Genomic DNA, 26429 nt, shown 5'->3' on the forward strand with positions numbered 1-26429 from the left:
CGCGGCATGATGGTGAGGTCTGGTTGTTTTTTGGCGAAAGTAATTATACCAAATCATCATGCTGTCTAATAATCCCTCACAAAACATCAACACGCCCTACCAAGACGCCGCATTATTTGGATATTCTGAAAAAACAACCCAGTTGGCCTTGCAAATTGCATCGTCCATACTTAAGTATTAATTTTAAGCGCAACCAGATTGTCGGTGCCCTGAATGATCATTATCAAATATTATTCAAACAGTTAGAATATACCATTATTAGTCGGATTTTCGATGTTAATGCTTATTTACTAGCAACCATTCAAGGGAAAAATGAAACATTTTTGTTATATATTGATGCACTGGACAATCTGAATAAAGAAGGTGAACTCTCTCTATATATGACTACCGAGGAGAATGTCATTCTGGCCAAGTGCGCCTTCACTTTATTAACGATTGATGGCAAACAAACACTATTTATTGGTGCACTACAAGGGCCAACCAAAGGAGATAATTCTCTGGAGATTATCCGCCATGCAACCAAAGAGTGTTATGGATTATTTCCCAAGCGCCTGTTGATTGAGGCTATTTGTCGTTTTGCCGATCATATGAATTGTGAGCAAATCTTGGCAGCTAGTAACGAGACTCATATCTACCGTAGCATCCGTTACTGGCATAAAAAGAAAAATCAAATGGTGGCCGATTACAATTCTTTCTGGGAATCGCTAAGTGGTGTCAGAAAGGAAAATAATGAATTCCATCTGCCATCATTGATAGAAAGAAAATCTTTGGATGAGATCCCCAGTAAAAAACGCGCCGAATATCGCCGTCGCTATCAATTACTGGATGATCTGGAAAACGATATCAAAGCATCCCTGAAAGCCGCCTGACTTCCTGCCAGAAAGAAATACCAATTAGGCACTCAACGTGGCTTCGCCATTAACCATGTAAGATGCGTTTTAATGGCGGGCCATTCATTGAACAGAATGCTATAAACGCAAGTATCCCTTATCGAACCATCTTTGGCTCGCAGGTGATGACGCAAAATACCATCCAGTTTTGCTCCCAATCGTTCGATCGCCTTGCGGCTTTGATGATTTAAAAAATGGGTACGGAGTTCCACTGCCACACATTCCAGTTCATCAAATGCATACTGCAACAGTAAAAACTTTGCTTCCGTATTAATCGCAGTACGTTGGACAGAATGCGCATACCACGTAGAGCCAATTTCCAATCTGGGAATATTCGCATCGATATTCATATAAGTGGTCATACCAACTGCCGTCCCCGTTGCATTATTGATGACAGCAAAAGGCAACATACTGCCCTTGGCGTGCAGGGTTAAACGGCGTTCAATTTCCGTCTGGACATTGACAGGATCAGGCACACTGGCATACCACAGTTTATGTAACTGTCCATCCTCAATAGCACGAACAAATTCATCATGTCTATCATGTGACAAAGGTACTAAAGTCACACTTTTTCCGGTTAACGTAACCCAATCTGTTATTTTTCCCATAATGACATTCCTCCACTCTTATTTCTACCACACTTATTTCTACCAAGACTTAATTCCACCATTCTTATCCATCATTACGGAAGAATATATTCACAGTATGCACAGTTAAAAACATGCGACAATCATAAATAAGAGGCATTTCTCGCCTCAATAAATTTTCATTAAGGTGCCATTGAAGCTCTATTTCATGATATTTGTCACAATCAATTAACAAAATGGTTCCAATAACGTTGGAACTGTCTAAATTTGATAATTATCTCATCCGACCACTTGGCTGCTTGCCACCATACGGAAAACAATAATATTTCTTGAGCTACCAAATATTTGATGGAGAATGCAATGAGCAATTACCCTCACCTGCTTGCACCGCTGGATTTGGGCTTTACCACGCTAAAAAACCGTGTATTGATGGGTTCAATGCACACGGGGCTTGAAGAACATCCCGATGGTGCCCAACGTCTGGCTCAATTTTATGCAGAACGGGCTGCGGGAGGAGTCGCACTGATTGTGACCGGCGGTATCGCACCAAACCCTCAGGGCGTTGTTGCCGCAGGAGCAAGCGTCCTGAATAGTGAAGACCACCTGCCCCACCACAAGCTTATTACAGAAGCGGTACATCAGGCTGGGGGAAAGATTGCCTTGCAAATCCTGCATGCCGGACGCTATAGCTACCAGAAACATTCCGTTGCGCCTTCAGCCATTCAAGCGCCTATTAACCCCTTTATGCCTAAAGAAATGTCTGAGCATGACATCCAGCAGACAATAAAGGATTTTGCCCACTGTGCCCAACTGGCACAACGAGCAGGCTATGATGGCGTGGAAATCATGGGTTCAGAAGGTTATCTCATCAATCAGTTTCTGGTCACACGCACCAATCATCGACAGGACAAATGGGGGGGAACCTTCGAAAATCGCATGCGTTTTGCGATAGAAATTGTCAAAGCTGTCCGCGCTATCACGGGGGAACGTTTTATCATTATCTACCGCCTTTCCATGCTGGATTTAGTGGAAGATGGATCTAATTGGCAAGAGATTGAACAACTGGCACGGGAGATTGAAAAAGCAGGGGCATCCATTATCAATACCGGCATCGGTTGGCATGAAGCCCGTATCCCAACAATTGCCACAATGGTGCCCAGAGCCGGATTTAGCTGGGTTACGCAAAAATTAATGGGGAAAGTCAGCATCCCTCTAATTACAACCAACCGCATCAATAATCCCCAGGTTGCCGAACAAGTTCTCAGTGAAGGCTGCGCCGATATGATTTCTATGGCGCGTCCGTTTCTCGCTGATGCCGAATTTGTATTGAAAGCCGAACAAAATCGCGCTGATGAAATCAACACTTGCATAGGCTGTAACCAAGCCTGTTTGGACAGAATTTTTGTCGGCAAGCTGACGTCTTGTCTGGTTAATCCACGCGCCTGCCATGAAACTGAATTCATTGCCACTCCGGTAAAATCCCCTAAAACCATCGCTGTTATCGGTGCTGGGCCGGCGGGATTATCCTTTGCTGTCACAGCAGCCAACCGAGGACACCATGTCACGCTATTTGAACGAGAAAACCAAATCGGCGGGCAATTTAATATCGCCAAACAGATCCCCGGTAAAGAAGAATTCCATGAAACTTTACGCTATTTTGAACGCCAATTAGCATTAAATGGTGTCAAAGTACACCTTAGCCATACTGCAACTATCGACCAACTTTCATCATTTGATGAAGTCGTCATCGCGACAGGGATTATGCCACGCATCCCCAATATCGATGGTATTGAACATGAAAAGGTACTGACTTACCTTGATGTATTGAAACATAAACGGCAAGTTGGAAAACATGTTGCCATTATCGGTGCTGGAGGCATTGGTTTTGATACCGCTGAATACCTGAGTCAAAACGGGCAAAGTACCAGCTTGAGCAGCCATGCTTTTAGCCATGAGTGGGGAATTGATCGAACCATTATGCATAGGGGAGGATTACGCCCAGAAGGTGCACAGGTCGAGCGTTCCCCGCGTAAAATCTATCTGCTGCAACGCAAGGATTCCAAGGTCGGGGATGGCTTAGGAAAAACTACAGGTTGGGTGCATAAAACTAGCCTGTTAATGCGAGGCGTCACTATGTTAAACAGCGTTCAATATTTGAAAATTGATGATCAGGGATTGCATATCCGTCGTGGCGATGAACAACAATGCCTGGAAGTCGATAATGTGATTATTTGCGCAGGACAAGAGCCATTGAAAGCACTCTACCAACCGTTACAAACAATGGGGAAAAGTGTACATCTCATTGGTGGAGCAGATATTGCTGCTGAATTAGATGCACGCAGAGCAATCGCTCAAGGAGCCCAATTGGCGCTTAAAGTGTAGATCAAATCTAAAAGCAAGAACGGTGATAATTTATTATCACCGTTCTTAGACCAACTACTCTTAATTCCAACTCATGATTAACGCTGTGCCAGTCGATCAGCCACTGTACGAGACTCTTCGGCTTGACAAGCAGCTGCCGTAAACAGCACATCGGTAGAAGAGTTTAGGCCTGTCTCAGCAGAGTCCTGCAATACTCCAATAATAAAACCTATAGCAACAACCTGCATAGCTATTTCATTGGAAATACCGAACATGCTACATGCCAGAGGGATCAACAATAATGATCCACCAGCAACGCCTGATGCTCCACATGCTGCAATAACAGAAACGACACTCAGAAATATCGCTTGAGGAATGTCTACAGGTATACCCAGAGTATTCACGGCCGCTAATGTCAATACGGTAATCGTCACAGCCGCCCCCGCCATATTAATGGTGGCTCCCAAGGGAATGGAAACAGAATAAGTATCCTCATTAAGTTTCATGCGGCGGCACATTGCCATATTCACAGGAATATTGGCTGCTGAGCTACGGGTAAAGAACGCTGTTACGCCACTTTCGCGCAAGCAAGCAAAAACCAGAGGGTAAGGATTGCGGCGGATTTTCCAGAAGACAATCAATGGATTGACAACCAGTGCAACAACAATCATGCAACCAATTAGCACGGTTAACAGGTGAACATAGCCGAACAAAGTTTCAAAACCTGTAGTAGCAATCGTTGAGGAAACCAGTCCGAAAATACCAGTAGGTGCCAAACGGATAACAACACGTACAAGTTGTGTCACTGCCTCTGACAGGTCTTGAATCAATGCCTTAGTTGATTCGTTGGCATGACGTAAGGCAATCCCCAAACCAATTGACCATGCCAGAATCCCAACGTAGTTTCCTTTTAATATCGCATCAATCGGGTTAGCAACGATATTGATCAGTAATCCTCTTAACACTTCAATGATATTTGAAGGGGGTGACACATGAGTGTCACTCGTCACCAGAACCAACGTTGATGGAAACAACAAACTACCAATGACAGCCACAACAGCGGCACAGAATGTGCCTAACAGATACAAGATCAGAATGGGACGAATATTGCTTTTCTGGCCTATATTATGGTTCGCTATCGAAGACATGACCAAGATCCACACCAGAACAGGAGCTACCGCTTTCAACGCTCCTACGAAGAGAGTCCCTAGCAATTCAGCCGACTTAGCCGCGGAAGGTGCCAGCCAGGCCAGTAATATCCCTAGTATTAACCCGACAAGGATTTGTTTTACTAGGCTTCCTTGTGCAATATACTGCACAAAGCCTGTTTGTTGTTTTTTCATAGCCTTATCCATAGAAAACGATAAAGAGTAATTTATTGCAATATACAGATAACCCAACAATTGATAACAATTCATTTACATTTGTGTGATCGAAACTGCAATTTTCTCATCCAATATATTCTGAGGGATTCATAGTGTAATAGGCTCTTACCACAAGAAATAACAAATTAATCTATTAATTCAACTAATTACTAAAAAAGCGCATTCAGCAATAAGTGTAGATTATTTATTTAAAACGAATAGCATGGAGAAATTATTCTCCACTATTAATCAAATAGCGAAAGTGAAATTAACTGACAATAGATATAAATTTAGCCATTACACATGACAAATTACTCGTTAATGCTATTTTGTAAAATTTCATCGATCGATTAATTAATTGAAATATCTGAATGAATTAATTTTTACATTTAGGTAAACGTTCAATTGATCAGCAAAATTTTCTGTCTCGATACGGCTGATTTTGTTAAAGTGTGCCAGTCGATCTTTATGCCATCTTGAAGGGATTTCGAGATCATTTTATGACAACTGATATTAATTCCTTTTTATTACAAAGTATTTAATAGAAATTAACCATAAATGCACCATAAAAGTAAGATGTAATTCTTAATCCGTGTTTTAGGAACATTTGATGGAAATTGTAACAGACCTTATTTATGCACTCTGGCACCAAGATTACGAAACACTGGCTAATCCGTCGTTGGTATGGGCAATCTACATACTACTATTTACCATTCTGTTTCTGGAAAACGGGATATTACCTGCGGCCTTTTTACCAGGCGATAGCCTGTTGATATTAGTCGGTGTTTTAATTGCAAAAGAGACCATGAGTTTCCCTGTAACATTAGTCATTCTCACCACCGGAGCCAGCCTCGGCTGTTGGATCGGATATCTTCAGGGAAAATGGCTTGGCAATACAAAATTAGTTCAGGGCTGGCTGTCACATCTTCCTGCACATTATCATCAACGCGCACATAACTTATTCCATCGTCATGGCTTATCTGCCTTACTGATAGGTCGTTTTCTCGCTTTTATCAGGACATTGTTGCCAACACTGGCAGGACTTGCTGGGCTAAAAAATGGACGTTTTCAAATATTCAATTGGCTTAGCGGGTTCATATGGGTGGTTATTCTAACAACATTAGGTTATGCCCTTGGTAAAAGTCCTCTGTTCCGCCAGTATGAAGAATATTTGATGAGCTTTTTGATTCTGTTACCTGTGTGTCTATTGCTCATTGGTTTAATTGGAAGTCTGACTATCATTTGGCGCAAAAAGCGCACTAATAAGCCCCTATCATAAAGCTTTATTTTTCCTTGGGTTCCCCTGTGGTATGGTCGCGAACATACCACAGGGAATCACTCTTCTCGCATCTAACCTTGTCTATTAAGCTTCTACACTTAGCCACCTCAAACAATATTTAAGGTTGATTTGCAATATATTGTGATAATTTTTCATCTATTCATACTTTCATCTCCTGATAAAAGCGTCTATGTTTGAAATTCATCCATCGTATATTTAAGGAGACAGGCAATGCCACAAAAGAAAAGCTCTGAAGATCTACGTGCTGAATTACAATCTCTTGCGGATACGCTAGAAGAAGTCCTCAATAGCTCCAGTGATAACTCAAAAGCAGAACTGGAAAAACTACGCATCAAGGCAGAAAGAACGCTGAGAAATGCGCGTACTACGCTCAGTGAAGCTGGCGATAAGCTGATAGGTCAAACCAAAGAAATTGCAGGTCATGCGAATAGTTATGTTCGCGAAAATCCGTGGGCTGGTGTCGGTATAGGTGCTGCAATTGGCGTTGTATTGGGAGTTCTGCTTTCAAGGCGCTAATATGACCCAATCCCCTCACTCGAAAGGCCCAGGAAAATGGCTCTTTGATACTGTACGGCGAGTAGCAGCAATTGCTGTTCACATAGTTGAAACTCGTATCCAACTCGTTGCCGTTGAGTTGGAAGAGGGAGCAGCAACACTGGTACAACTGCTACTACTGGTAGGATTGACATTACTATTCGCAGGCTTTGGCTTGATGTGCCTATTGGTGCTGATATTCTGGGCCACCGATCCAGCCTACCGAATCACGGCAATAGCTATCACTGCCGGAATGTTACTGCTCCTCGCCGTATTTAGTGCAATATGGACGATAAAAAAGGCTCAAAAACTGACCTTTTTTAACGCGACTCGAACACAATTACATGTTGACCGCAAAATGCTGGAGGATGATTCTCATGAATAAATCTGGGTATCACCAGCGAAAGTTGCAAAAGCAGCAGCTATTAAAAGAGATCCAACAACAACGACAGTTAATTGCTGCATATAGCCGGAATTGGCTTGAAGTGGCACAGCCATATGATAAGGGTTGGCAAACTCTTGTTGCTTTTAAGCCCTATGTTGCCATCGGTTCTGGCCTTGCCCTGCTTTACGGATTCCGCCACCCCAGGCAGTTTTATCGCTGGTCACATCGTATAATCAACATCTTCAGGATCATAAAAATCGTACGAAACACACTATACAAAAATTAATACCATCGAATTCTTTCAAAAAAACTGCTTGAAATAGTTAATATTCCTTACTATCAACCAATAACACCTCTCCTTAAAATACTTCCCATCAGATAATGATTAACAAATCGTACTGTTCAGTCCGTTTTCTGGACAATAAAAGCTGAAACAGACAGTTTATTTATCGCGGCCTGCGGTATTTGTGGAGACAATCATGAAAAAATTTGAAGATAGTGGCCTATTGGTTGCCCGTATTTTAATATCCGTTCTTTTCATTATCGCAGGATATGGAAAACTAGGTGATGCCTATGCAGGAACGCAGGAATTTATGGAAGCCATGAAGGTGCCGGGAATTCTCTTGCCACTGACTATCTTACTTGAACTGGGGGGTGGGCTTGCTGTGATGTTTGGCTTATTGACTCGCACTACGGCTGTGTTTACATTTATTTTCTGTATCCTGACCGCGCTCCTGTTCCATAGCGATTTTTCAAATGACCTGAACATGACCATGTTTCTGAAAAACTTCTCCATCGGCGCAGGCTACCTGTTACTGGCTATGATAGGACCAGGAAGATTCAGTATTGACCATGTAATGAAGAAAAATTGGTAATCGAAGAAAAACAGATCATTGCCCTTTCTTTTTATAGCCCCTTCCTGTGTATTTGCAACAAGGGGCTTCATGATATTCTCTACATTCGCTTTATTATCTTGGTGGCATGTACCTTAATTGTTTTTTCACTCATGTTATTGCTTCGCAAACAATTTAGGGATTTCACGCAAGCACCAAGACTTGGCTTCTCCCATACTATCACGCCGCCATGCCATGATAATGTTGGTTTCATGGCTGTATTCCGAACCAATCACCCGCAAACGACCTTCGGCAATATCTTGTTCCACCATAGGGTATGGCATGGTTGCCACTCCCAATCCTGCCAAAAGCGCCTGACGTTTATCTTCCAATGAACTCACCGTCAAGCGCGGTTGTTTATCCAATAACTTAACCGTCAATACCGGACGCTCCCTTGCCGTATCAGCGACAGCTATTCCACGATATTTCACCCGTGTCGCATCAGACAAGGGTTCGGGTTCATGATGAATAGGGTGATCCGCACTGGCAACATAGACATTGTTAATAGAATAAAGTGTCCGTGAATTCACTTCGGCTGACGCCCTGAAATGAAGAGCCGGTGCAATCACAATATCAGCATATCCTGTTTCCAGACGTTCCCAAGCACCGGCTAATACTTCCGTCATTAACGAAAGTTGCGTATTAGATTTCGCCGCCAATTTATCCACGAGAGGGAACAGAGATGCCATTGGGAACAGCGCTTCACACACAATAGTCAGGTGTGTTTCCCAACCACGGGCGAGTGCTTCTGCATCTGCGGTCAATTTATCCGCAGCTTCAAGCAGTAACCGCCCTCGCTCCAATAGCATCCGGCCAACATTAGTAAATTTCGTGCGATGACCAGAGCGATCAAACAGTACAACGTCCAATTCCTCTTCCAATTTCTGCATGGTATAACTCAGCGCAGAAGGAACCCGACCCAACTCATCTGCTGCCGCAGCAAAACTTCCCCGTCGATCTATCGCATCCATTACCCGCAGGGATTCCAAAGTAAGCGCACGCTCTTTGCCCATATTTTTCTCAATCAGGAATTTTGAATATAGCCACCAGATTAACTGGCTAACATTTCAACGTCCAGATAATTAAGATCGACAGTCATAGATCTATAGTTTAAGAGGTAACAGCATGATAATAATGAGAACAGCAAATCAATGCGGAAAAGCCGATTATGGCTGGTTACAGGCTCGCTATACTTTTTCATTTGGCCACTATTTTGACCCAAAATTTTTGAACTATAGGACGTTGCGTGTTCTTAATCAGGAAGTTTTGGCGCCGAAAGCCGAGTTTCAACCCAAATCTTACCCTCATGTTGACGTCCTGAATATTATCCTGCAAGGAGAAGCTCAATATCGAGACAGTGAAGGTAATAACTTCCATGCACGCCAAGGGGATTGTTTGCTATTTTCTGCGCGTCAAGGGATTCGTTACAGTGAGCACAATACCAGTGACACGCTCCCATTGACACGGTTGCAACTCTGGCTCAATGCCTGTCCTCAGCAAGAAGCACGGCCACTACAGCATAGAGTTCTGCCAAATAAGCCGCTGACATTACTAGCCTCTCCTACGTCAGAAAACAATAGCCTGCATCTGCGCCAACAAGCGTGGATAAGCTATCTCGTACTTCAGCCGCATAACAGCCAAATTTTGTCTTTACATGGCAAACATGCTTACCTTCAATCCATCAGTGGTAATGCAATAATTAATGGCAACCAAAGCAGGGATATAAAGATTAAATGTGGGGATGGTGTATTTATTCAGGAAGAGCAGAACGTGATGTTACAAACGAAGACGCCATTTCGGGGCCTGCTGATTGATTTGGCTGACTATTAATTCCTTATTTATAAAGAAAAAGCCCTATAAAGCATCTGCTCTATAGGGCAAAATCTGTGAAGTTGACCGATAAGCCGGGTTCTGTCTTGGACAGCCATTCATCTAGGCCAGCACTTGCGCACTGGCTCAAGCAACCTACCCGGGTTCGGTACGGGCCGTACCATGCGAACCCCTATTTGGTCTTGCTCCGGGTGGAGTTTACCGTGCCACGAACTGTTGCCAGTCGCGCGGTGCGCTCTTACCGCACCCTTTCACCCTTACCTGATCCCAAAATTGCTTTTACAAACAAAGCTAGGCCATCGGCGGTTTGCTCTCTGTTGCACTAGTCGTAGGCTTTCACCTCCCAGACGTTATCTGGCACCCTGCCCTATGGAGCCCGGACTTTCCTCCCCTTTACTTCTCCCGAGAGAGCGGTAAAGCAGCGACTGTCTGGTCAACTCCGGCGCGGATTATAAGAGGTTTAATATCCAATGTATAGGGTTTTCACGCGTCTTCTTCAATTTGTCCCAAGGTCGTGTTTTGATCGAGTGAATAACGATACAAGGCATTTTTCTTCACACCATGGATCTCTGCTGCCAATGCCGCCGCCTTTTTCAATGGCAGCTCTTTTTGCAGTAATGCCAATGTCCGCAAGGCTTCCTGTGGCAAGCTATCCTCGGCGGGCTTATGATACCCTTCCACAATCAGAACCATTTCTCCGCGGCGACGAGTTTCATCTTCCTTGACCCATGCCACAAGCTCACCTGCGGGCATTCCTTGAATCGATTCCCACGTTTTGGTCAATTCTCGTGCCAACACGATATAGCGATCGGCACCCCATACTTTCACAATATCTTCTAAACTGTCCAACAGACGATGTGTCGATTCGTAGAAAATCAGTGTACGCGGCTCTTGTGCTAATTCACGCAAGGTATCCTGACGTCCCTTACTTTTAGCGGGCAAGAAGCCTTCATAACAAAAACGATCTGAAGGCAAGCCAGCAGCAGACAATGCTGTAATGGCAGCACAAGGGCCAGGTAGTGGAACCACATTGATACCGGCTTCACGGCAACGGCGAACCAGATGATAACCCGGATCGTTAATCAACGGCGTACCGGCATCAGATACCAATGCGATACTCGCTCCTTGTTCGAGTTTCGTAAGCAATTGATCTGCTTTTTGCTGTTCATTATGATCGTGAAGTGCGAACATGCGCGCATTAATGGCAAAATGTTGAAGCAACAAGCCAGTGTGTCGCGTATCTTCGGCTGCAATCAGATCGACATGTTTAAGAACTTCAAGAGCACGCTGAGTAATATCCCCCAGATTTCCAATAGGGGTTGGTACAACATACAGCGTGGATGTCGTAACCGCTGCTCGATTGGTTTGATTCATTGTTTCATCCGAATGACCGATTTAAAATTGAGCATCTTTGAAAAAAACATCACTGGATACAGTATGCTTCCCTCAATTTTTGTGCGTTTAAAAACTGGTTTAATCTATACAGCACTGCTGTCAATTATGATTATTGCAGGGTGTACCATGCCCAAACAGCAAGGGCAACCAACTTCTAAGCCTCAGGATAAGATCAGCGCAGAGATTAACCGCTACCAGGCCATTATTGACGCAGCACACAATCAACCAACGCTAGATGTTATCCGTGCTTATATCGCATTAGGCTCCTACGCACCAGATGAAGCTGCCCGCAAAAAAAACCTCGATGAAACCTGGCAATTACTGACGCAACTCTCCCCACAGCAAATGAGCGAATTAGTGATTAATGCCAATGAGTATACGTTGCAGGGCTGGCTTGATTTACTCAATACCTATCAGACCAATAAACTGGATCTTGATAAACTGCGCCTCGCTATTCACGATTGGCAAATCCGTTATCCAAATAACCCTGCGGCACACAGTTTACCTATTGCCTTGCAACAAATGCTACAAGAAGCCAGCGGCAGCCATGCCACAATTGGGTTATTTCTGCCTTTGAGTGGTCCGGCTAAAATATTTGGTGATGCCATTCGCCAAGGTTTCCTTGATGCCCAAAAAGGATTACCAAAACCATCGTTGCCAGAATCATCGTTGCCAGCAAATGCCACCGATCCAAACGGTGCCGTTAACGCCGAACCATCTGCCAACCCTGAAAATGCCAGCACTGCAAACTCAGGGAATGCTGGTGCTGCCACAACGGAACCGGAAATAGGTGCGATCACAGATACAGCATCCCCAGAGACAGCATCTCCGACAACCACAACCTTTTCTACAATTAATGATGCTCCTGTCAATAATCAGACTATAAAAGTCTATGACACCAACAGCCAACCCCTTACCGAGCTGCTGGAACAGGCTAAACAAGATGGTGTCACTCTGGTGGTTGGACCTTTACTGAAACCCAATGTGGAACAACTAGCTCAAATTGAAACTCCACTAAATATTCTGGCGCTCAATGAACTCGATATGCCACAAAGTCGGCCGAATATCTGTTATTTCTCACTCTCTCCTGAAGATGAGGCAAAAAATGCCGCCATGCATATCTGGCAACAGCAAAAACGCAGCCCTTTGGTACTCATACCTCGCACTGAATTAGGTAACCGAGTTGCACAAGCCTTTGCACAAGAGTGGCAAAAGCTGGGTGGTCAGACGGTATTACAACAATCTTTTGGCACGCTGGATGAAATGAGGCAATCCATGAATCGTGGTATTGGCATTCGTTTGTCTGGCACGCCAGTTATTTCCACAACCCCAGCCATGGGTCCCGTCGATGCTGTTTATATTGTCGCAACAGCAAATGAACTGACAATTATCAAGCCAATGATCGATATGGCAATCAGCTCCCGTAAAAAACCAGCACTTTATGCCAGCTCACGCAGTAATAAAGCAGGTTCAGGCGCTGATTTCCGCCTGGAAATGGATGGCATACAGTTTAGTGACATCCCTCTGCTAACAGGCATAAATGTGCCGTTAATGCAGCAAGCAGCCAAGAAATTCACCAATGATTATTCTCTGATGCGTCTCTATGCGATGGGCATTGATGCATGGTCACTAGCCAATCAATTTACGCAAATGCAGCAAGAAATAGGATTTCATTTGAGCGGTGCTTCGGGGGAACTATCCGTGATGGATAACTGTACTATCTTGCGTCAGTTGCCTTGGATGCAATTCAATAATGGTCGCATAACCCTTGAAAATGCCAATAACACCAAAAATACCAATAGCACGGAAGGTATCGATAACATAGAAAGCACCGATAGTACTACTCGAGGAGAAAATCCCGGAAGTGAATAATTTTCTGTGATTAAAGGTATCGTGGTCATTTCAGGATGAAAAAACCAACAGACAATCGCTACGCGCTGGGGCGCCATTATGAACATCAGGCTAAACTGTTTTTGCAAAAACAAGGGCTTGTCTTTGTTGCTGAGAATGTAAAAATTCGTGGCGGGGAAATCGATCTGATTATGCGTGACAGGCATACATGGGTATTCGTTGAAGTTCGTTTCCGCCGAAATGCACAATATGGTGGCGCCATTGCTACAATTACTCAAAGTAAGCGCAGAAAGCTCTTGTATACAGCTGCTGTCTGGCTGTCCCGACGCAATGAATGTCTGGAAACGGCATCATGTCGCTTCGATGTTTGTGCAATAACAGGACAGAAATTTGAATGGCTGAAAAATGCCTTCACCCTGAATGAGAGCCTATTTTAATAGGTTCTCAATTTTCTCGCTAAATAAATAATTCCAATATACATAGGTCATAACGTGCTGGATAGAATTAAAGTCTGTTTTACAGAAAGTATTCAAACTCAGATCGCAGCAGCAGAAGCATTACCCGACGCCATATCACGCGCCGCGATGATGATGGTTCAATCACTGCTGAGCGGCAACAAAATTCTTTGCTGTGGTAATGGTGGATCTGCCGCAACGGCACAGCGTTTTACTGCCAGCATGATCAATCGGTTTGAAACGGATCGGCCAAGCCTGCCAGCTCTGTCATTGAATACTGATAATGTGGTGATCACCGCTATCGCCAATAGTAAACAGCCTGACGAAATCTACGCCAAACAAGTCAGGGCCCTGGGACAAGCAGGGGACGTCCTGCTTGCTATTTCTACACACGGGAACAGTCGAGATATTATCAAAGCAGTAGAAGCTGCTGTTACACGTGATATGACTATCGTTGCGCTGACGGGTTACGATGGCGGTGAACTGGCGGGCTTACTAGGTCCTCAGGATGTTGAGATACGTATTCCCTCACATCACAGCATCAGGATCCAAGAAGTTCATATGTTGACAATCAACTGTCTGTGCGACTTAATCGACAACACGTTATTCCCTCATCAGGATGAATAAGGAGCCAGCTAATGCGGTTATTTTCTCTATTATTGGTATGTTTTAGTGCAATTCTGTTACAAGGATGTATTGGTGCCGCTGTCGTAGGTTCCGCTGCAATTGCCACAAAAGCCGGTTCAGATCCGCGAACCATTGGGCAACAAGTTGACGACACTACACTGGAAGCTCGTGTCAGCAATGCCATCAGCAAAGATCCACAGATTAAGGCACAAACCCGCATAGCAGTGACTGTGTATCAAGGCAAGATTCTTTTAACCGGGCAAAGCCCCAATATGGCCCTGGCCGAGCGGGCAAAACAGATTGCTTCAAAGGTTGAAGGCACAGATGTGATATATAATGAGATCCGTCAGGGCAATCCCATTACCCTAGGCACGGCCTCCACTGATGCCTGGTTAACAACCAAAGTGCGCTCCAAAATTTTAACCAGTGATGCCGTGAAGTCATCCAGCATCAAAGTGGTAACAGAAGATGGTGAAGTCTTTTTGTTTGGCATCGTCACCCGACAAGAGGGGGTTGCGGTTGCGAAAATCGCCAGCGAAACCAGTGGAGTAAAACGTGTAACAACAGCATTTACTTATCTGAACTAAAAATCATTAGGGCGGCATTAATCAATACCGCCCGATCTCACATCCTGTACTCGACTCCCACCTCAAGTTATTTTGCTTTAAGTAATTCACTCCCCCCATTAACTGCATTTGCCGCAAAATCCATTGCTGACGTTGCAGTACATATCTGGAAGGCGCATTCACTTTATAACGATGAGGGTTTGGCAACACAGCAGCAAGCAATGCAGATTCAGTAGCTGTCAATCGACAGGCTGGCTTGCCAAAGTAATGTTGAGCCGCTTCCTCAACACCAAAAATACCATTGCCAAACTCAGCAATATTGAGATAGACCGTTAAAATACGTTTCTTTGACCAGAGTAATTCCAGTACGGCAGTCATTCCCGTTTCTAATCCCTTTCTTATCCAACTACGCCCTTCCCATAGGAATAAATTTTTAGTGGTTTGCTGGGAAATTGTCGATGCCCCTCGAATTCGCTTCTCATATTTTTTGTTATATGCCATAGCATTTTCGATAGCTTCAAAATCAAATCCCCAATGTTTTGGGAATTTTTGATCTTCCGCTGCGATAACAGCTAACGTCATATAAGGTGAAATATGATTCTGATCCACCCATGAAGAACGAGAAACATAAGACAAATTAATTGATATTAAAGAAACAATTTGTCTCTCTATCATCATCATAGAAAACGGCACTGGTAAAAATGAAAAGGCAATTACAGCAATGAACCACAAAACCGTGATCGACACGACAATTCTTTTCAGCCAGCGCCACAATATTGAAAAAGGATTTCTCATCCGGTTACTCAATCATTTCCAATATTTTCCTAACCAACTTATCAATTCCTTTTTCTGCCTGAGCCAAAGATTCTGCGAGCATATAAGCTGGTGTTGTTACAATTTTGTTTTCAAAATCAATGACAATGTCATCAACAGGGCACTCCACATGTACCCCTCCCATTCTCTCTATTTGAGCCACAGTTTCTGGATCATTGCCGATGGTTACTTTTATCGGTTTGCCTAATATTTTAGGCACCATAACAGGGGCAATGCACATGAACCCCATCGGTTTACCTTGCTGATGCATATTTCGCACTATACTCAAAAATTCTTTATTTATTTCACAATCCGATCCTTTGAATGCGAAATTACATAAATTCTTAGCCGCACCAAAACCACCAGGAATAATTAGCGCATCCAACTTATCAATATTAATTTCGGATAAAGGCTGTATATTTCCTCTTGTTATGCGAGCTGACTCTTCCATTATGTAGCGGATTTCTGGTTTCTCTTCTCCGTTAAGGTGATTAATAACATGATGTTGTACCTCATCAGGCGAAAAAAAAGACACTTCAGAGCCAAGACGGCTTAAAGAGAGCATAGTGAGAACTGATTCGTGAATTTCACTTCCATCGTACACTCCACATCCACTTAATATAACAGCAACAGATTTCATATTTCTCTCCATTTGTAGTAGATTAATGCTTAACCCCTTAGAGGGTTAAACACCAATCTTCATCACAGATTTTAATGAATCTTGTAACAAAAAATCTTATCTTTGCTATGTTGGTACTTGTATTGTGTGTGAAAGAATTCTTTAATTACTCGCATCGAAAATAAACCTTAGATAAGCGGGTAAACAAGTTTCCCTGGTGTTGGCGCAGTATTAGCGCACCCCAACTTCGGTTGGGGTTATTTTTTTGTAACGCTTGATAACCAGTTTCTTAATATTTCTATATCTTGCTTCCATTCCAACTTTAACTCATCCACCCATTCCTGAACATTATCCCACCACGCAGGTAAATCCGGTGATTGAATCTGCTGTGCCAATTGCTGCAAATGGCGTAATCCTACTGAACCAGCTGCTCCCTTGATTTTATGCGCCTCCTCCGTAATGCCTTTTTGATCTCTGGCAGTCATATTGGAGTCCAGTAAAGCAAGGTAATTTGGCATCATGTTTTCAAAAATAATCAGGTTGTCTGTGATCATTTTTGGCCCAACCAATTCGATATATTGGTTAAGCATCTCCGTATCCAGCCGTTCTTCATCCTGATTCACAATATCAACTTCCACTAAGGCAGTGTCAGATTCAGAGCCCTTACCCCAATATTTTTCTATTACGGCAGTCAACGCCTTGACAGATAACGGCTTATTGAGCACATCATCCATTCCCGCATCAAGGTATTCTTTTTTATCCTTTAATACATTAGCCGTCAGCGCGATCAAAGGAGGCAAGGATTGGGAGGAGTAACGCTGGTGCAATTGGCGGGAGATATCCAGCCCCGTCATATCCGGTAATTGGATATCCAGTAACACTAAGTCATATTCATCAGGATCAAACATTGCCAGTGCATCATGACCATTCATGGCAACATCCACACTGTTCCCCAACTTCTCCAGAACAGAACGGGCTACAATAACGTTCAATTCAATATCTTCTACCAGTAAGATATTCAGTGCTGGCAATGGCATAGTATCTTGTTCAACCTTCCCTTTCGGGTGTTCATCAATGGCTGGTGCAACGACAGACAAGGTAAAGCAAGAACCTTTGCCCAACGTACTTTTCACCACAATGTCCCCTCCCATGCTTAAAGCAAGACGCTTCGAAACTGCAAGGCCAATCCCAGTTCCGGTTGCAGGACGCCCACCAGCGCTGTCTTTAACCTGGTAATACATGGCAAAGATTTTTTCCAGCTCGTCAGAAGGAATACCAATGCCGGAATCCGTCACTTCAAAGAATAGGAGTTCCTCTTCTTCTTCACACCAGATACGAACTTTAATCTCGCCTTCAGGCGTAAATTTCACGGCATTACTAATCAGGTTCCACAAAATTTGTCGCAAACGGGTTCCATCAGTCAGCACTTTTGTTGGTAGTGGCAACTCTGGCTCTAGAACAAATTTAATTCCCTTAGGCTGCGCTAATAAACCTGCAATATTTTCTAAATCTGTCATGAAACCGGTGAAATCAATCGGTTGGTTATCAAGTTGGATTTTGCGGCGCTCAATTTTATCTAACTCTATAATATCATTGAAAATATTACCCAATGTAATGGCGCTAACATGGATTGTTTCTAGATACTTACATTGCTCTGGCGTTAAGTCGGTATCCATCAAAATTCGACTCAAGCCCACAATGCCATTTAAAGGCGTACGAAGCTCGTGGCTAATCGTAGAGATAAAAGTTGTCTTATCCCTGCTGGCGTTTTCCAATGCGTCTTGATAGCGTTTACGCTCCGTTATATCGCGCCCAAATCCCATTAATCCATGTCGCTTGCCAACACGATCATAAAAAGGGACTTTCCTAAGTTCAAAACAAGCCTTGCGTCCATCGGGGTAAACTAACCATTGTTCATAGGTCAGGGATACATTGTGGCGAAATACTTTTTCATCGGTTTCCATCACCTTGCTGGCAATTTCTTTATCGTAAACATCTGTCGGCGTCAGGCCAATAAGCTGCTTTTCGCTTTTGCCAGTCAGTAATTCCATCGCCCTATTACAACCGGAAAATTCATTATCTTCATTGCGGTAATAAACCAAATCTGGGGAAGCATCCAGAAATGAACGCAACAGTATCGATTGCTGCTCAAGCTCAATCTGGGTTTTCTCACGCTGTTCCATTTCCAATTTGAGTTTATCCAACAAAACCAAATGGGCTTTTTCCGCCTTCTCTCTGTCACTAATCTCTTGGTTCAATTGATCGATGTTTTCTTTGAGTTGTAGGTTTAATTTCGCATCACGCTGGCGGGATTCTTCAAGTTGTTCTACTACGATGGAGAGAAAATAAACTGCCCAGGGGGTAATTAACAAACCAAAAAAGATGGAACGAATTAAATCAATACTCTGTACTTCCCCATGTAGTACAAATGTCACCGCCATCTGCATCGCCATCGCAAGAACGACTAAAGCTGATGCAAGTAATATAGAAAAACGTACCAGCCCCAGCTTCATCATCAAATCTACATAATATTGGGCAAGTCCTCGAATCAGCTTCATAACAGCTCCCAGTGAAATCTTTTCCAGTAAAGTTACTAGATTGAATCATAACGTAAAAAAGTCCCAACTTCGTTACGGAATATCCCCCTTAACTTCTCACAAAGAATAAAAATGAAAATTATAAGAATAATTATGCAAATAAATTTCATTGATTTAATTTTGATCAGAAAAGCACCGATAACTTCCTCTTACAAATTAAAAAATACACAATATAAATCTAATTTTATATAAAATCTTAGATTAATATATCAAAATGGTTGCTTTTTAAAGCATATCCAAAATAGATAATGTGGTGATTTTAGTGATATAACTCACATCATTTAAGAGGAATGATCTTAGTCACAAAATACAAAAAATCGACATTTACTTATAAAAACCAACAAATTAAATAAAAATTATCAACAAAAAACGTGTTTTAACACGATTTGACCAACACTGTTTTTACCGTTAAGTTGGGAATTCGCTGAAAATCACCTGTCAGATGATCCTCTGGCTCATATTTATGCAGTGATAGATAACATAACATCATTTTGATTCACCGCTTGTTAATGCCAATAAAACAAGTGGCGTTTTACTGAGGGCGCAAATTAGACGCCTGTAGAAAAAATATATATCGATAACCTCGCGAGTGATGTGAGAGTCGGACAGAACTTGGGGAGCTTTACAATGTTGTATGATAGATTGCAGGAAAAAGATAACTGTGGCTTTGGGTTAATTGCACATATTGAAGGAGAGCCAAGCCACAAGGTGGTACGCACAGCCATATACGCACTGGCTCGGATGCAACACCGAGGTGCAATTCTGGCAGATGGAAAAACGGGTGATGGCTGTGGTTTGTTAATGCAAAAACCAGACCGTTTCTTTCAAATGATTGCCAGTGAGCAGTCATGGCGGCTCGCTAAAAATTATGCCGTCGGCATGTTGTTTCTAAGCCAGGATGCCAAAATCGCCCAATTATGCCGTGATATTATTGAACAGGAGTTACAACACGAAACCCTATCTATTGTGGGTTGGCGGGAAGTTCCTATCAATCGCGATATCTTAGGTGATATTGCCCTATCAAGCCTTCCTCGCATTGAGCAAGTCTTTATCAATGCACCTGCCGGATGGCGAGCGCAAGATCTGGAACGCCGCCTGTTCGTTTCTCGACGCCGTATAGAAAAACGTATCACTGACAATGACTTTTATATTTGCAGCCTGTCCAATCTGGTCACAATTTATAAAGGATTGTGCATGGCTGCGGATTTACCGCGTTTCTACCCCGATTTGGCTGACCTGCGCATGGAGTCTGCCATCTGTTTGTTCCACCAACGCTTTTCAACCAATACCGTTCCCCGCTGGCCGCTGGCACAACCCTTTCGTTATCTGGCTCACAATGGGGAAATCAATACCATTACGGGAAACCGAGAATGGGCGAAAGCACGAGCCTATAAGTTCCGTACACCACTGATCCCTGACTTACATACTGCTGCACCTTTTGTTAATGAAACCGGTTCCGATTCCAGTTCACTGGACAATATGCTGGAACTGTTTCTCAATGGCGGTATGGATTTAATCCGCGCAATGCGTCTGCTCGTTCCACCGGCATGGCAGAATAACCCTGATATGGATGATGATCTGCGTGCGTTCTTCGATTTTAATTCCATGCACATGGAACCTTGGGATGGGCCGGCCGGCATCGTTATTTCTGATGGGCGTTATGCCGCCTGTAATTTGGATCGTAATGGCTTACGCCCTGCCCGCTATGTGATTACCAAAGATAAGCTGATTACCTGTGCTTCTGAAGTCGGTATTTGGGATTACAAACCCGATGAAGTCGTCGAGAAAGGCCGTGTCGGGCCAGGTGAGTTAATGGTTATCGATACCTATGAAGGACGTATTCTCCACTCAGCGGAAACTGACAATGATTTAAAAAGCCGTCACCCTTATAAAGAATGGCTAGAAAAAAACGTCAAACGTTTGATTCCATTTGAAGAGTTGCCGGAAACACAAGTCGGGCAGAGAGATTTAGATGATCGCCTGTTGGCAACTTATCACAAGCAGTTTGCCTACAGTAATGAGGAATTGGATCAAGTTATCCGCACCCTTGGTGAAAATGCTCAAGAGGCGACCGGCTCAATGGGAGATGACACACCGTTTGCCGTGCTTTCCAGCCGTCCTCGTATTATCTACGACTATTTTCGCCAGCAATTCGCTCAGGTCACTAACCCTCCCATCGATCCATTACGTGAAGCTCATGTGATGTCCCTGGCTACCCGCATTGGGCGAGAAATGAATGTCTTTTGTGAAGCGGAAGGACAAGCTCATCGGTTATGCTTTCAATCGCCAGTCCTGCTCTACTCTGATTTCGTACAACTGACAACACACCAAGAATCCTATTATCGCGCTGATACGCTGGATTTGACTTTCAATTCACAGGAAATCACCCTGAAACAGGCTGTGCTAGCTTTATGTGAAAGGGCAGAAGAACTCGCCCGCAATGGTGCAGTATTATTAGTACTCTCCGATCGCAATATTACACCAGAAAGAGTCCCCATCCCTGCACCAATGGCTGTCGGTGCGATCCAACACTGCCTGGTTGAGAAAAACCTGCGCTGCGACACTAACTTGATCGTAGAAACCGCCAGTGCACGTGATCCACATCATTTTGCAGTGTTGATTGGTTTTGGCGCTACCGCTATTTACCCCTATTTGGCCTATGAATCACTGGGAAAAATGGTGGATGATGGCACAATCAATGCGCCATATACCCGCGTGATGCTGAATTATCGCAACGGCATCAATAAAGGGCTGTATAAGATTATGTCCAAAATGGGCATCTCCACCATTTCCTCTTATCGCTGCTCTAAGTTGTTCGAAGCCGTTGGTTTACACCTGGATGTGACAGATATCTGCTTCAATGGTGTTGTCAGCCGCATTGGAGGGGCAGATTTCAGCGATTTTGAACAAGATCTGCGGAATCTTGCCAAACGGGCATGGTTGCATCGCCACTCCATCGATCAAGGGGGACTGCTGAAATATGTCCATAATGGGGAGTATCACGCTTATAACCCTGATGTCGTCAAAACATTGCAGACCGCTGTTCACAGTGGCAACTACAGTGATTACCTGAAATATTCCGAACTGGTCAATGGGCGCCCCATCACCACCTTGCGGGATCTGCTTGCCCTTGTGCCTAAAGGTGATCCCACCAATATTGCAGATGTTGAACCCGCAGAAGCACTGTTCAAACGTTTTGATACCGCAGCCATGTCAATTGGCGCACTTAGCCCCGAAGCTCATGAAGCGCTGGCAGAAGCGATGAATACACTAGGGGGCTTTTCTAATTCTGGAGAAGGTGGCGAAGATCCCGTTCGTTATCGTACCAAGAAAGTTTCCCGCATCAAGCAAGTTGCCTCCGGCAGATTTGGCGTTACACCAGCGTATTTAGCCAGTGCCGATGTGATCCAGATAAAAGTCGCCCAAGGCGCAAAACCAGGGGAAGGAGGCCAATTGCCAGGGGATAAGGTAACGCCTTATATTGCCAAATTGCGTTACTCCGTTCCGGGCGTTACCCTGATTTCTCCACCACCACATCACGATATTTATTCAATCGAAGATCTGGCCCAATTGATTTTCGATCTTAAGCAAGTGAATCCGCAGGCGTTGATCTCCGTCAAACTGGTTTCAGAACCTGGCGTAGGAACCATTGCCACAGGTGTCGCCAAAGCCTATGCCGACCTGATCACTATTGCCGGTTATGATGGCGGAACAGGTGCCAGCCCTCTCTCTTCTGTCAAATACGCGGGTTGCCCGTGGGAATTGGGACTTGTAGAAACCCAACAAGCACTGGTTGCCAATGGATTACGCCATAAAATCCGCCTTCAGGTTGATGGTGGTTTGAAAACAGGGATGGATATCATTAAAGCGGCTATTTTAGGCGCAGAAAGTTTCGGTTTTGGCACTGGCCCAATGGTTGCTCTCGGCTGTAAATATTTACGCATTTGTCACTTAAATAACTGTGCCACAGGTGTTGCTACACAAGATGAAAAACTACGTCAATCTCATTATCACGGCCTGCCAGAAAGAGTCATTAACTATTTCCACTTTATTGCGCAGGAAACACGTGAACTGATGGCACAATTAGGGGTAAAAAAACTTACCGATTTAATTGGTCGAACAGACTTGCTGGAAATACTTGAGGGAATTTCAGCCAAGCAAAGCAAGCTCAATCTCGAACCATTACTGGAAACGGTAGAACCCCATATCGGCAAAGCGTTGCATTGCACAGAAGGTAATCCTCCTTTTGACCAAGGTACGCTAAATCAATTGATCGTCGCCCATGCTATGCCTTATATAGAAAATGCACAAAGCAAGTCGTTCTATTTTGATATCCAAAATACCGATCGCTCTGTTGGCGCTTCTCTTTCCGGTGAGATTGCAGCTCGGTATGGCGATCAAGGGCGGGCTACCGATCCGATCAAACTGTATTTCAATGGAACGGCTGGACAAAGTTTTGGTGTCTGGAATGCTGCCGGCGTCGAACTGACTTTAATTGGCGATGCCAATGATTATGTCGGTAAAGGTATGGCTGGCGGCTGTATTACTATCCTTCCTCCTGTCGGCTCAGCATTTAAAAGTAATGCAGCCACTATTATCGGCAATACCTGCCTTTATGGTGCAACAGGCGGGAAACTCTTTGCTGCCGGACATGCCGGTGAACGCTTCGCAGTACGTAATTCAGGTGCCATCACCGTTATTGAGGGGATCGGCGACAATGGCTGTGAATATATGACTGGCGGGATCGTCTGTGTTCTGGGCAGCACTGGCGTAAATTTTGGCGCAGGTATGACAGGTGGATTTGCTTACGTACTTGATGAATTTGATGACTTCCGCAAACGCGTCAATCCAGAACTGGTAGAAGTTCTCTCAATAGACACCCTTGCCATTCATAAAGAACATCTGCGGGGACTAATCACCGAACATGTCCGTCTGACAAACTCTCAACACGGTGAAAGCATATTGGAAAATTGGTCTCAATGGGTCAATAAGTTTGCTTTGGTTAAACCTAAATCCAGTGATGTCAATGCGTTGTTGGGGCACCGTAGCCGTTCTTCTGCCGAATTGCGGGTTCAGGCACAGTAAGGAGTCAATAATGAGTCAAAATGTTTATCAATTTATCGACTTACAACGTGTCGATCCTCCTAAAAAATCATTGAAAATCAGAAAAATAGAATTTATTGAGATTTATGAACCATTTTCTGAAATTCAGGCACAGGCACAAGCAGATCGCTGTCTCTCTTGTGGTAACCCGTATTGTGAATGGAAATGTCCGGTACATAACTACATTCCAAATTGGCTAAAACTCGCCAATGAAGGACGCATCATCGAAGCAGCGGAATTATCCCACCAGACTAACAGCCTACCGGAAGTCTGCGGGCGGGTCTGTCCGCAAGATCGCCTGTGTGAAGGCGCTTGTACCCTGAATGACGACTTCGGTGCTGTCACTATCGGCAACATTGAACGCTATATTAATGACACGGCTATTGCGATGGGCTGGAAACCGGATATGTCGCATGTCATCCCAACCGGTAAACGTGTCGCCGTGGTTGGGGCAGGGCCAGCAGGATTAGCCTGTGCAGATGTCCTGACGCGTAATGGCGTACAAGTGGTGGTCTACGACCGCCATCCTGAAATTGGTGGCTTACTCACATTTGGTATTCCCGCCTTTAAACTAGAAAAAGAGGTGATAATTCGCCGCCGTGAAATATTTTCCGGAATGGGTATTGAATTCCGTCTAAACACAGAGATAGGCCGAGATATCACTCTGGCTGAACTCACCAAAGAATTTGATGCCGTATTTCTTGGGGTGGGTACATATCAATCCATCCGCGGTGGACTGGAGAATGAAAACGCTGACGGAGTATATGATGCCTTGCCTTTCTTAATCGCCAACACCCGTCATTTGATGGGTTACTCTTCTCTACCTGAACAACCTTATGTCGATATGAAGGGTAAACGTGTTCTGGTACTGGGCGGCGGTGATACAGCAATGGACTGCGTCCGTACTTCGATTCGCCAAGGTGCAGCCCATGTTATCTGTGCCTATCGACGGGATGAAGAAAATATGCCCGGCTCTCGTCGTGAAGTAAAAAATGCTAAAGAAGAGGGTGTAGAGTTTCGTTTTAACCTGCAACCAATTAGCATTGAGATTAATAGTGCAGGACGGGTTTGTGGCGTCAAGGTCGTGAAAACACAACTGAGTGCCATAGATGAAAAAGGCCGTCGTCAGGCTGAGATTATTCAAGATTCCGAATTTTTGATAGAAGCCGATGCGGTGATCATGGCATTTGGTTTCAAACCTCACACCATGAGCTGGCTGGATGAACATCAAGTCAAGCTCGATCAAAAAGGTCGCATTATAGCGCCTGAATCCAGTGAACTACCTTTCCAAACCAGTAATCCTAAAATATTCGCAGGTGGGGATGCTGTACGTGGCTCTGACTTGGTAGTGACCGCCATTGATGAAGGTAGAAAAGCCGCTTTCAGTCTCCTCGACTATCTTGAAATCTAATATTCCATTCTTTTTTCTAATGACTTCTCCGACATTTTAGTCGGAGAAGATCCCCCCAAATAAAAATCTCAACATTTTTTTATTTTCTTTTACTACCAGATTACTTGTATTTTTGAGATTTATGCGACTATTCTTATATTCTAAAGTCAAATATATCGATTTAATTCCCTGCTCATTATAGCAACACAGAAAAAGTGCCATACCGTAATACGGCAATAAGGTTTACCTTTTCCGAAAGGGAAACTGATTAGCGTAACTAATTAAATAGAAATGAAATATTAGTAAAGACTATTAAAGTGATAATAACAGGTAGAAATATATGCGCTTATTCACCCAGATACTCTGCTTCTCTTTTATATCCTTAGCGAGTTTTCCCTCACTGGCCAGATTTTCTACTCCTGCCAAAATTATGCAGCAAGTGCAAGAAAGAGGGGTAAATTCTGTTGTAGCAGAGATAAACGCAGAACATAAACAGGACAAAATTATCCAGAATATTGCGACCGGTGATAAACAATGGCTGCAAGTTGCCTTTAAGCTATCCCCTAATATCCATCCAGAATTTTCTCAGCAAATTACTAATGCCCTATCAGTTGCTTTAACTGAAAATCCTGTAGAGGTATTGTCACTGACAAAATCACATCGCACCCTCTCATTCACTGATATCTGCAATATACCTCCAACTATCAGAGGACTCAGCCAACAGAGAGCATTTGCCAAGAAAATGATAGATAGCCTAAGAGCTGCGGAAAAATCGAATAGGGGAAAAAACCAATATAATATCGAAGCCTGTATATGGGAATTTGAGAAAGTGCTTAGTTACATGTAAGGCTAATATGCTAAAAATAAAG

22 protein-coding genes and 1 other RNA gene are annotated in these 26429 nt (G+C 43.8%); 15 read left to right on the forward strand and 8 right to left on the reverse strand.

Annotation, left to right across the window (positions count from 1 at the left end):
• Positions 1 to 869: VirK/YbjX family protein (locus Xentx_RS12410; RefSeq protein WP_074020547.1), on the forward strand; the 869-nt coding region annotated here is incomplete at its 5' end.
• A gap of 32 nt (positions 870 to 901) precedes the next feature.
• On the opposite strand, the gene Xentx_RS12415 is transcribed toward Xentx_RS12410, so the two are convergent.
• Positions 902 to 1498 (reverse strand): GNAT family N-acetyltransferase, encoded by a 597-nt coding sequence (locus Xentx_RS12415; protein WP_074020548.1) that lies wholly within the window; start codon positions 1496 to 1498, stop codon positions 902 to 904.
• Positions 1499 to 1837: 339 nt separating this feature from the next.
• Between Xentx_RS12415 and Xentx_RS12420 the strand changes: the two genes are divergently transcribed.
• Positions 1838 to 3859 (forward strand): NADPH-dependent 2,4-dienoyl-CoA reductase, encoded by a 2022-nt coding sequence (locus Xentx_RS12420; protein ID WP_074020549.1) that lies wholly within the window; start codon positions 1838 to 1840, stop codon positions 3857 to 3859.
• 77 nt (positions 3860 to 3936) lie between these two features.
• Here the strand turns inward: Xentx_RS12420 and sstT are convergent, their stop codons facing one another.
• A complete protein-coding gene (gene sstT / locus Xentx_RS12425) occupies positions 3937 to 5181 on the reverse strand; it encodes a serine/threonine transporter SstT (protein ID WP_074020550.1) in 1245 nt (414 codons plus the stop codon).
• A gap of 631 nt (positions 5182 to 5812) precedes the next feature.
• Here sstT and Xentx_RS12430 point away from each other — a divergent pair.
• The 5 genes from Xentx_RS12430 to Xentx_RS12450 all read left to right on the forward strand — a co-directional run bounded on the left by Xentx_RS12430 (position 5813) and on the right by Xentx_RS12450 (position 8296).
• On the forward strand, positions 5813 to 6481 hold the full coding sequence (locus Xentx_RS12430; RefSeq protein ID WP_074020551.1) for a DedA family protein: 669 nt from the start codon (positions 5813 to 5815) through the stop codon (positions 6479 to 6481).
• Positions 6482 to 6712: 231 nt separating this feature from the next.
• A complete protein-coding gene (locus tag Xentx_RS12435) occupies positions 6713 to 7018 on the forward strand; it encodes an ElaB/YgaM/YqjD family protein (protein WP_074020552.1) in 306 nt (101 codons plus the stop codon).
• 1 nt (position 7019) lies between these two features.
• The gene (locus Xentx_RS12440; RefSeq protein WP_074020553.1) at positions 7020 to 7421 is read left to right on the forward strand and encodes a phage holin family protein; all 402 of its coding nucleotides are present in this window, start codon (positions 7020 to 7022) and stop codon (positions 7419 to 7421) included.
• Positions 7414 to 7707 carry a YqjK-like family protein gene (locus tag Xentx_RS12445; RefSeq protein ID WP_074020554.1) on the forward strand — a complete coding sequence of 98 codons (294 nt, stop codon included), beginning with the start codon at positions 7414 to 7416 and terminating at the stop codon, positions 7705 to 7707. The genes Xentx_RS12440 and Xentx_RS12445 overlap by 8 nt, the downstream gene beginning before the upstream one ends.
• A gap of 193 nt (positions 7708 to 7900) precedes the next feature.
• Positions 7901 to 8296: a DoxX family protein gene (locus Xentx_RS12450; protein WP_074020555.1), complete on the forward strand. Its 396-nt coding sequence runs from the start codon at positions 7901 to 7903 to the stop codon at positions 8294 to 8296.
• A 134-nt stretch (positions 8297 to 8430) separates the two neighbouring features.
• Here Xentx_RS12450 and Xentx_RS12455 read toward each other — a convergent pair whose 3' ends face one another.
• Complete coding sequence (locus Xentx_RS12455; protein ID WP_074020556.1) at positions 8431 to 9327, reverse strand: LysR family transcriptional regulator; 897 nt, start codon at positions 9325 to 9327, stop codon at positions 8431 to 8433.
• A gap of 112 nt (positions 9328 to 9439) precedes the next feature.
• Between Xentx_RS12455 and Xentx_RS12460 the strand changes: the two genes are divergently transcribed.
• Positions 9440 to 10144 carry a pirin family protein gene (locus Xentx_RS12460; protein ID WP_074020557.1) on the forward strand — a complete coding sequence of 235 codons (705 nt, stop codon included), beginning with the start codon at positions 9440 to 9442 and terminating at the stop codon, positions 10142 to 10144.
• A gap of 54 nt (positions 10145 to 10198) precedes the next feature.
• Here Xentx_RS12460 and rnpB read toward each other — a convergent pair.
• Positions 10199 to 10585, reverse strand: an RNA gene (gene rnpB, locus Xentx_RS12465) — RNase P RNA component class A.
• A 42-nt stretch (positions 10586 to 10627) separates the two neighbouring features.
• Complete coding sequence (gene rsmI, locus Xentx_RS12470; protein ID WP_074020558.1) at positions 10628 to 11518, reverse strand: 16S rRNA (cytidine(1402)-2'-O)-methyltransferase; 891 nt, start codon at positions 11516 to 11518, stop codon at positions 10628 to 10630.
• Positions 11519 to 11581: 63 nt separating this feature from the next.
• On the opposite strand from rsmI, the gene Xentx_RS12475 reads away from it, so the two are divergent.
• The 4 genes from Xentx_RS12475 to dolP are packed head-to-tail and all read left to right on the forward strand — an operon-like array spanning position 11582 to position 15059.
• Positions 11582 to 13411, forward strand: coding sequence for a penicillin-binding protein activator (locus Xentx_RS12475; protein ID WP_083600957.1), 1830 nt, complete (start codon positions 11582 to 11584; stop codon positions 13409 to 13411).
• A 35-nt stretch (positions 13412 to 13446) separates the two neighbouring features.
• Positions 13447 to 13827, forward strand: coding sequence for a YraN family protein (locus Xentx_RS12480; RefSeq protein ID WP_074020560.1), 381 nt, complete (start codon positions 13447 to 13449; stop codon positions 13825 to 13827).
• 54 nt (positions 13828 to 13881) lie between these two features.
• Positions 13882 to 14472 carry a DnaA initiator-associating protein DiaA gene (diaA, locus tag Xentx_RS12485; protein ID WP_074020561.1) on the forward strand — a complete coding sequence of 197 codons (591 nt, stop codon included), beginning with the start codon at positions 13882 to 13884 and terminating at the stop codon, positions 14470 to 14472.
• 11 nt (positions 14473 to 14483) lie between these two features.
• Entirely contained in the window at positions 14484 to 15059 is a 576-nt protein-coding gene (dolP, locus tag Xentx_RS12490; protein WP_074020562.1) for a division/outer membrane stress-associated lipid-binding lipoprotein, read from the forward strand.
• Positions 15060 to 15080: 21 nt separating this feature from the next.
• On the opposite strand, the gene mtgA is transcribed toward dolP, so the two are convergent.
• From mtgA to arcB, 3 genes are all read right to left on the reverse strand, one after another.
• Positions 15081 to 15833, reverse strand: coding sequence for a monofunctional biosynthetic peptidoglycan transglycosylase (gene mtgA / locus Xentx_RS12495; RefSeq protein ID WP_074020563.1), 753 nt, complete (start codon positions 15831 to 15833; stop codon positions 15081 to 15083).
• Positions 15834 to 15837: 4 nt separating this feature from the next.
• Complete coding sequence (gene elbB, locus Xentx_RS12500) at positions 15838 to 16491, reverse strand: isoprenoid biosynthesis glyoxalase ElbB (RefSeq protein ID WP_074020564.1); 654 nt, start codon at positions 16489 to 16491, stop codon at positions 15838 to 15840.
• A 236-nt stretch (positions 16492 to 16727) separates the two neighbouring features.
• Complete coding sequence (gene arcB / locus Xentx_RS12505; protein WP_074020565.1) at positions 16728 to 19028, reverse strand: aerobic respiration two-component sensor histidine kinase ArcB; 2301 nt, start codon at positions 19026 to 19028, stop codon at positions 16728 to 16730.
• A gap of 666 nt (positions 19029 to 19694) precedes the next feature.
• Here arcB and gltB point away from each other — a divergent pair.
• The 3 genes from gltB (at position 19695) to Xentx_RS12520 (ending at position 26407) form a co-directional block, all read left to right on the forward strand.
• Entirely contained in the window at positions 19695 to 24152 is a 4458-nt protein-coding gene (gene gltB / locus Xentx_RS12510; protein ID WP_074020566.1) for a glutamate synthase large subunit, read from the forward strand.
• A 10-nt stretch (positions 24153 to 24162) separates the two neighbouring features.
• Positions 24163 to 25581 carry a glutamate synthase small subunit gene (locus Xentx_RS12515; RefSeq protein ID WP_074020567.1) on the forward strand — a complete coding sequence of 473 codons (1419 nt, stop codon included), beginning with the start codon at positions 24163 to 24165 and terminating at the stop codon, positions 25579 to 25581.
• A 319-nt stretch (positions 25582 to 25900) separates the two neighbouring features.
• Positions 25901 to 26407, forward strand: a complete 507-nt coding sequence (locus Xentx_RS12520; RefSeq protein ID WP_074020568.1) for a hypothetical protein — start codon at positions 25901 to 25903, stop codon at positions 26405 to 26407.
• The last annotated feature ends 22 nt before the right edge of the window (positions 26408 to 26429 follow it).

The sequence above is a fragment of the Xenorhabdus thuongxuanensis genome, from assembly GCF_001908095.1.
Taxonomy (GTDB): domain Bacteria; phylum Pseudomonadota; class Gammaproteobacteria; order Enterobacterales; family Enterobacteriaceae; genus Xenorhabdus; species Xenorhabdus thuongxuanensis.